The sequence below is a fragment of the Chitinophaga sp. genome, from assembly GCF_036569125.1.
Classification (GTDB): domain Bacteria; phylum Bacteroidota; class Bacteroidia; order Chitinophagales; family Chitinophagaceae; genus Chitinophaga.
In genome coordinates this window covers 1-5,510 of record NZ_DATCRF010000660.1, presented here as the reverse complement: position 1 = coordinate 5,510, position 5,510 = coordinate 1, and the positions used below count along the sequence as shown (strand labels likewise).

Genomic DNA, 5,510 nt, shown 5'->3' with positions numbered 1-5,510 from the left:
ATAGCATGATCGTTAACCAGGCCCGCACCATGTTGTCCAGGCATAAGGATCAGCTGCAGCATTACAACCAAACCGTTATCAATACCACGCAATCCATCCTGTTAAACAAACACAGGGAACTGCTCGCCGTATCCGGCCAGGTACTGTCAAAACCGACCATCATGGTAGCGCACAAACGAAATGAGCTGGAAAATATAGTAGCCAATATCACATCCTTTAACCGGATGTACTTTCAAAACAAACGCAGTGAGCTGGAACATCACAAAACCGTTTTCCGCTTAATGAGCCCTGCTAACATTTTAAAACGGGGCTTCGCCCTGGTGTACCAGGATGGTAAGGTAACGGCTAACCCCGATACCATCAAGCCCGGCAGCAACATCCAGGTTGTATTAACCGGCGCTACGCTCAACGCCACCGTCACCGAAAAAAATGAAACCAATGGAACAGCATTTGACATATGAAGCCGCCTACAATGAATTAAGGGCCATTGCCGCCGATATTGAAACCGGATCTGTACCCGTAGATATTCTGGCAGAGAAAGTAAAACGGGCTGCCGTGCTCATTGAATTTTGCCAGCAAAAACTACGCTCAACAGAAGCAGAGGTAACTAACATCATCAAACAAATGGAGCAGCATAATGCCGGCAGTAAATAAAACCGGCTTCAAATTTTTAATCCAGCACAAGAAATACTATTTTGTGCAAATCAACCATTACGAACCAACCAAATCCTATTTGATGCCCATTACGAGATGCTCATTACAAAAACAGCAATCCCTGGAAGCCGTATATTCAGCATTGGTGAATGATGCCAACAGCCCGGTATGGGCCGAGATCGGCTACACGATGTTAGCCTTCCTGGAGCTGATCAACAAAACTTTTCCCGGAACACCGCTCTGGGGCCTTACCTCGCACGACCGCCTGGTACTGTTAACCAACGATGATGCCTACTCCACCTGGTGGGTGATCATCAGCTGCCTGGGACAAAAAGAGATCTACTTTGAATACCTGATGCCTTCCGAAAAGGCTCCCTGGCCCGGCGCCACCGTCCGCGGAAGCGCCACTTCCCTTGAAGAAGCCAAACGCTACCTCATCATTGCCATGAAAGAAAGCGGCGGCTGGCCCAACAACCCCGAGCTGGAAACTCAATGGCAGGCAGCAATAGCACAGTAAAGGAGCTTGGCAAGCGTAATAAAGAAATAGCGTGGTAAAGAAGCGGCGTCATAAAAGTAGAGGGTAAAAGGCAAAGACATAAAAAAGTCCCAACACAAAAGCCCAACACAAGGGCTCCAACACAAAGGTCCCAACACAAGGGCTCCAACACAAAGGCTCCAACACAAAAGCCTCAACACAAGGGCTCCAACACAAAGGTCCCAACACAAACGCTCCAACACAAAGCCCCCAATAAAAAGGCCTCCAACCTACTCCTCCGCACCCCACACCAAGGTCTTCATCCTCCGCCTTCCGCAGGTTTCGAAAGACGAACCTTGGCCGGCGTGCCACGCTTGATACCGCCCAAAAAAAATTCCCGCAGCCCCCACGACAACCAAACGCCCAATAGCCATCCAAACAGGCGGGCGCAGTTCGTCTTCGAACCTGCGGGAAAAAGGAGAAAAAGGAAACTAATACAAAAGGATGAAGAACCTAAAACTCATTCTTCCACATCATACTCTCCACCGGCCTCACCGTTCTCCCATTATACTTCGCATTCCCCTTCTTATTATAAAACGTCTTTACTTCTCCTTCCACCACAAAATAGATCAGCTGCCCGATCGGCATGCCTGCATAGATCCGTACCGGCTGCGCGCAGGAGATCTCCAGCGTCCATGTATTACAAAAACCCACATCCCCTTTACCGGCCGTAGCATGAATATCGATCCCTAAGCGCCCGGTGCTGCTCTTACCCTCCAGGAAAGGAACATGCGCATGCGTTTCCGTATACTCTTCCGTAACGCCTAAATACAACGTACCCGGCTGCAGCACATATCCTTCCGCCGGTATCTCAAAATGCTCAATTTCGTTATGCGCCCGCGCATCCAGCACCCGGTCCTTATAGGTAGCAAGGTATTTCCCCAGGTGCACATCATAAGAATTTGTGCCCAGGTATTTCCGGTCATAAGGCGAAATAACAATAGTGCCCTTTTCAATTTCCTCGAGGATACGTGTATCAGACAGGATCATAAGTGAGTGGTTAGTTTGACTTGAGCAGAAAGCATAAAGGTAAAGCCTGGTGCAAAACATAATCAGCTTTCGGCTTTTTGCTTTCAGCTTTCTGCTTTAATTTGCCAAGATATGCCATTAATACGTACCATACAAATGGATCAGGCTACCCGGCTGGGAGTGTGGAAAATTGGTGAACAAGAGGCATTCTTCCGGACCCGCGTTAATATTTCGCCGGAAATACACCACCCACATAAACGCCTGCAGCACTTTGCCGGCCGTTACCTGCTGCTGGAGCTGTTCCCGGAATTTCCCGTACAGCACATCCGGCTCATGAAAAGCCGGAAGCCTTACCTGCCCGATGACAGCTTTCACTTTTCTATATCCCACTGCCGGGATCATGTGGCTGCCATCGTCAGTAAAAAGTACGCCGTAGGCATCGATATAGAAGCTATGCAGCCCAAGGTGGGAAAGATAGCGCACAAGTTCCTGGGCCCGGCAGAACAGGCGTTCATTGACCCGGAACATACCCTGGCGCACCAAACCGTTTGCTGGAGCGCCAAAGAGGCTATCTATAAATGGTATGGCCTGGGAAGCGTTGATTTTAAAGAACATATGCAGCTGGAACCCTTCGATTTCCGCCCCGCCGGTTTCATTACCGCTAATTTTAACAGGACAGATAAAAATGCACGGTTATATTTGCAATATGTAGTGGAAGGGGAGTTGTGCCTGGCCTGGACGGCGAAGGAGGAGGAAATAGTTGGCAGTCCGCAGTGGGCAGTTGGCAGTCAGCGAACAACTACTGCACCGAACGGCTAACTGGCAATCCGCAGTGGGCAGTCAGCGAACAACTACTACAATAAAACAGTCAATTGAACATAACGCAGGCGACTGCAAACTGGCAACTGCCAACTGGCAACTATTTATTAAATTCTATCAACTTGAAAATATTTCTAATCGGCTTCATGGGCGCCGGAAAATCTTATTGGGGCAAACAATTAGCAGAGCATTGGAGCCTACCCTATTACGACCTGGACGAAATTATTGTGGCAGAAGAAGAAATGGCCATCAGCGATATCTTCGCCACCAAAGGGGAAGACTATTTCCGCGAACGCGAAAGCGCCACCCTGCGCGGACTGGTACAAAAGGAAGAGGCCTTCCTGGTATCCTGCGGTGGCGGCACTCCCTGCTTCCAGGATAACATGGACTTCATGAACAATAACGGCACCACCGTATGGCTCAATCCCTCCGTACCCGTTATGGTAGAGCGCCTGCAACGCAAAAAGTATAAACGCCCCCTTATACAGGACCTGGCAGATGAAGACCTCACCGACTTCATCGAAAAAAAGCTGGCAGAGCGGCAGCCCTTCTACCAGCAGTCAAAGCACATCATAGAATCGGATCATATATCACTGGATACATTTGAAAAAGAATTAAAGCATGATGCATAAGGGTTTTTTAGTGTGGGCAGCAGCGTTAGGTGCGCTGGCCGTTATATTAGGCGCATTCGGCGCACATAAGCTCAAAGAGCTGGTGCCGCCGGAAACCGTAAGCACCTTCCAAACAGGCGTTACTTACCAGTTCTATCACGTATTTGCCTTACTGGCAGTCGGAATATTATACGCACACATTCCCGCCCCGCAGCTTATTTGGGCCGGGCGTTGTTTCATTATCGGTATCATCCTGTTTTCAGGCTCGCTGTATCTTTTAACCGCCCTGAAAATGACGAACAATGTAGGCCTCCGCGGTGTTGGTATCATTACGCCTATCGGCGGCCTGGTATTCATTGCCGGATGGGTCTCCCTCTTACTGGCAGTACTAAAAAAATAATGTGCAGATGCGAAAAATGATGTGCAGATGTGCAAATATGCAAATGTGCAGATGAATGCCCTGCATTAATTAGCATATATCAGCACATCAGCACATTCAAACCATCCGCACATCTGCATATTTGCACATCCGCATATTTATTTTATCATGCTCAAACGGCATCAGCACATTCAAACCATCTGCACATCTGCATATTTGCACATCTGCACATTCCTCCTCCTCCTTGCACTCACAACTTCCGCACAGGAGAATGAACATAACATTTCCGGCGCCTGGTACGGCATGACCGGCAACACCATGGGCGAAAAACAACGCCTCATGATCGTGCTGGAAAAAACCAAACACGGCTACAAAGGCCAGCTCAAAAGCCCCGACAGAACAGACGTTTCACTGCCCATGGATAGCGTAGACTATACCGCCGGTACCCTACGGTTCCGGGTAAACGTGGTCGACATCAGCTTCAAGGGAGGATGGGACGCCGCTAACCGCCGTTTTGGCGGTACCCTTACCCAGGGCGGGCAGCAGGCGCCCTTAAACCTGTCGCAGGACCAGATCAAAGCAGCCGACGTATACCGCCGCCCCCAGGATCCGCAAGCGCCCCTGGGTTACCGGGAGGAAGAAGTGATGTTCACCAGCCGGGAAGAGGAAGGCATTGCCCTGTCAGGGACCTTTACCCGCCCGGATAGCGTCCGGCAATATCCGGTGGTTATCCTGCTGAGCGATGCAGGCCCCCAGAACCGCAATGAAGAAATGGTAGGACATAAAACTTTTGCCGTACTGGCCGATTACCTTACCCGCAGAGGCATTGCCGTGCTGCGCTGGGACGACCGCGGCACAGGCGGCAGCAAAGGGGATTATGATGATGCTACCTTCGACGACCTGGCAGCCGATGTACACGCCGCCATTGCTTACCTGCGCCAGCGCAAAGATGTGGACCATAGCAAGATCGGCCTCCTGGGCCACGGGGAAGGCGCCTCCATTGCCGCCATGGCAGCAAGCCGGCCGCAGGACAGCATTGCATTTGTAATTTCCCTGGCAGGCGCCGGCTTACCTGCCCGCCAGCTGCAGGAAGTGCAAATGGCAGAAGTGCTCCGCGCCTCCATGCCGCAAAAAGGCGATTCCTCTATTACCCGTTATATAAAATATACCCAGCCCTGGTTCAAGATGCTGACCACGGAAACCGATCCGGATGTAGCGCAGCAAAAAAGCCGGGAGCTGTTAAAGGAAATGTACCATAAGCTGGTAGGCAAGCCCATGCCGGCAGAAGAGCAGCAGTATATTGAGCGGCTCATCGCCATACAAACCACCCCCCACAGCTTATCCGCTGTACGGTTTGATCCGCTCACTTATCTGCAGAAGATCAAATGTCCGGTGCTGGCCCTCAATGGCAGCCGGGATATTGTAATGGATGCCAACCTGCAGCTGCCTGCCATTGAAAAAGCTGTACTTACCGGCGGCAACCAGCAGATCACCGCCCATAGCCTGGATGGCCTGAACCATCTTTTCCAGCAATGTAAAACCT

General features: G+C 50.6%; 8 protein-coding genes. 7 read left to right on the top strand and 1 reads right to left on the bottom strand.

Going from position 1 to position 5,510, the window contains the following annotated elements; translation table 11 throughout:
* The 3 genes from VIM87_RS24655 to VIM87_RS24645 all read left to right on the top strand — a co-directional run.
* Nucleotides 1-461: exodeoxyribonuclease VII large subunit (locus VIM87_RS24655; protein WP_331999566.1), on the top strand; the 461-nt coding region annotated here is incomplete at its 5' end.
* Nucleotides 439-654 carry an exodeoxyribonuclease VII small subunit gene (gene xseB, locus VIM87_RS24650; RefSeq protein WP_089914897.1) on the top strand — a complete coding sequence of 72 codons (216 nt, stop codon included), beginning with the start codon at nucleotides 439-441 and terminating at the stop codon, nucleotides 652-654. The genes VIM87_RS24655 and xseB, both read left to right, overlap by 23 nt.
* Before the next feature lie 82 nt (nucleotides 655-736).
* Nucleotides 737-1,171, top strand: a complete 435-nt coding sequence (locus VIM87_RS24645; protein WP_331999565.1) for a hypothetical protein — start codon at nucleotides 737-739, stop codon at nucleotides 1,169-1,171.
* A gap of 471 nt (nucleotides 1,172-1,642) precedes the next feature.
* Here VIM87_RS24645 and dcd read toward each other — a convergent pair whose 3' ends face one another.
* The gene (gene dcd, locus VIM87_RS24640) at nucleotides 1,643-2,179 is read right to left on the bottom strand and encodes a dCTP deaminase (RefSeq protein WP_331999564.1); all 537 of its coding nucleotides are present in this window, start codon (nucleotides 2,177-2,179) and stop codon (nucleotides 1,643-1,645) included.
* Nucleotides 2,180-2,290: 111 nt separating this feature from the next.
* Between dcd and VIM87_RS24635 the strand changes: the two genes are divergently transcribed.
* The 4 genes from VIM87_RS24635 to VIM87_RS24620 form a co-directional block, all read left to right on the top strand.
* On the top strand, nucleotides 2,291-2,977 hold the full coding sequence (locus VIM87_RS24635) for a 4'-phosphopantetheinyl transferase family protein (RefSeq protein ID WP_331999563.1): 687 nt from the start codon (nucleotides 2,291-2,293) through the stop codon (nucleotides 2,975-2,977).
* 122 nt (nucleotides 2,978-3,099) lie between these two features.
* Nucleotides 3,100-3,609 (top strand): shikimate kinase, encoded by a 510-nt coding sequence (locus VIM87_RS24630; RefSeq protein WP_331999562.1) that lies wholly within the window; start codon nucleotides 3,100-3,102, stop codon nucleotides 3,607-3,609.
* Nucleotides 3,599-3,988 (top strand): DUF423 domain-containing protein, encoded by a 390-nt coding sequence (locus tag VIM87_RS24625; RefSeq protein ID WP_331999561.1) that lies wholly within the window; start codon nucleotides 3,599-3,601, stop codon nucleotides 3,986-3,988. The genes VIM87_RS24630 and VIM87_RS24625 overlap by 11 nt, the downstream gene beginning before the upstream one ends.
* A 147-nt stretch (nucleotides 3,989-4,135) precedes the next feature.
* A partial coding sequence (locus VIM87_RS24620; RefSeq protein WP_331999560.1) for an alpha/beta hydrolase family protein occupies nucleotides 4,136-5,510 on the top strand: 1,375 nt, incomplete at its 3' end.

Excerpts from the sequence above, each read along its gene's own strand:
- xseB (WP_089914897.1), top strand. The coding sequence starts at position 439 with ATGGAACAGCATTTGACATATGAAGCCGCCTACAATGAATTAAGGGCC.
- VIM87_RS24645 (WP_331999565.1), top strand. The coding sequence starts at position 737 with ATGCCCATTACGAGATGCTCATTACAAAAACAGCAATCCCTGGAAGCC.
- dcd (WP_331999564.1), bottom strand. The coding sequence starts at position 2,179 with ATGATCCTGTCTGATACACGTATCCTCGAGGAAATTGAAAAGGGCACT.
- VIM87_RS24635 (WP_331999563.1), top strand. The coding sequence starts at position 2,291 with ATGCCATTAATACGTACCATACAAATGGATCAGGCTACCCGGCTGGGA.
- VIM87_RS24625 (WP_331999561.1), top strand. The coding sequence starts at position 3,599 with ATGATGCATAAGGGTTTTTTAGTGTGGGCAGCAGCGTTAGGTGCGCTG.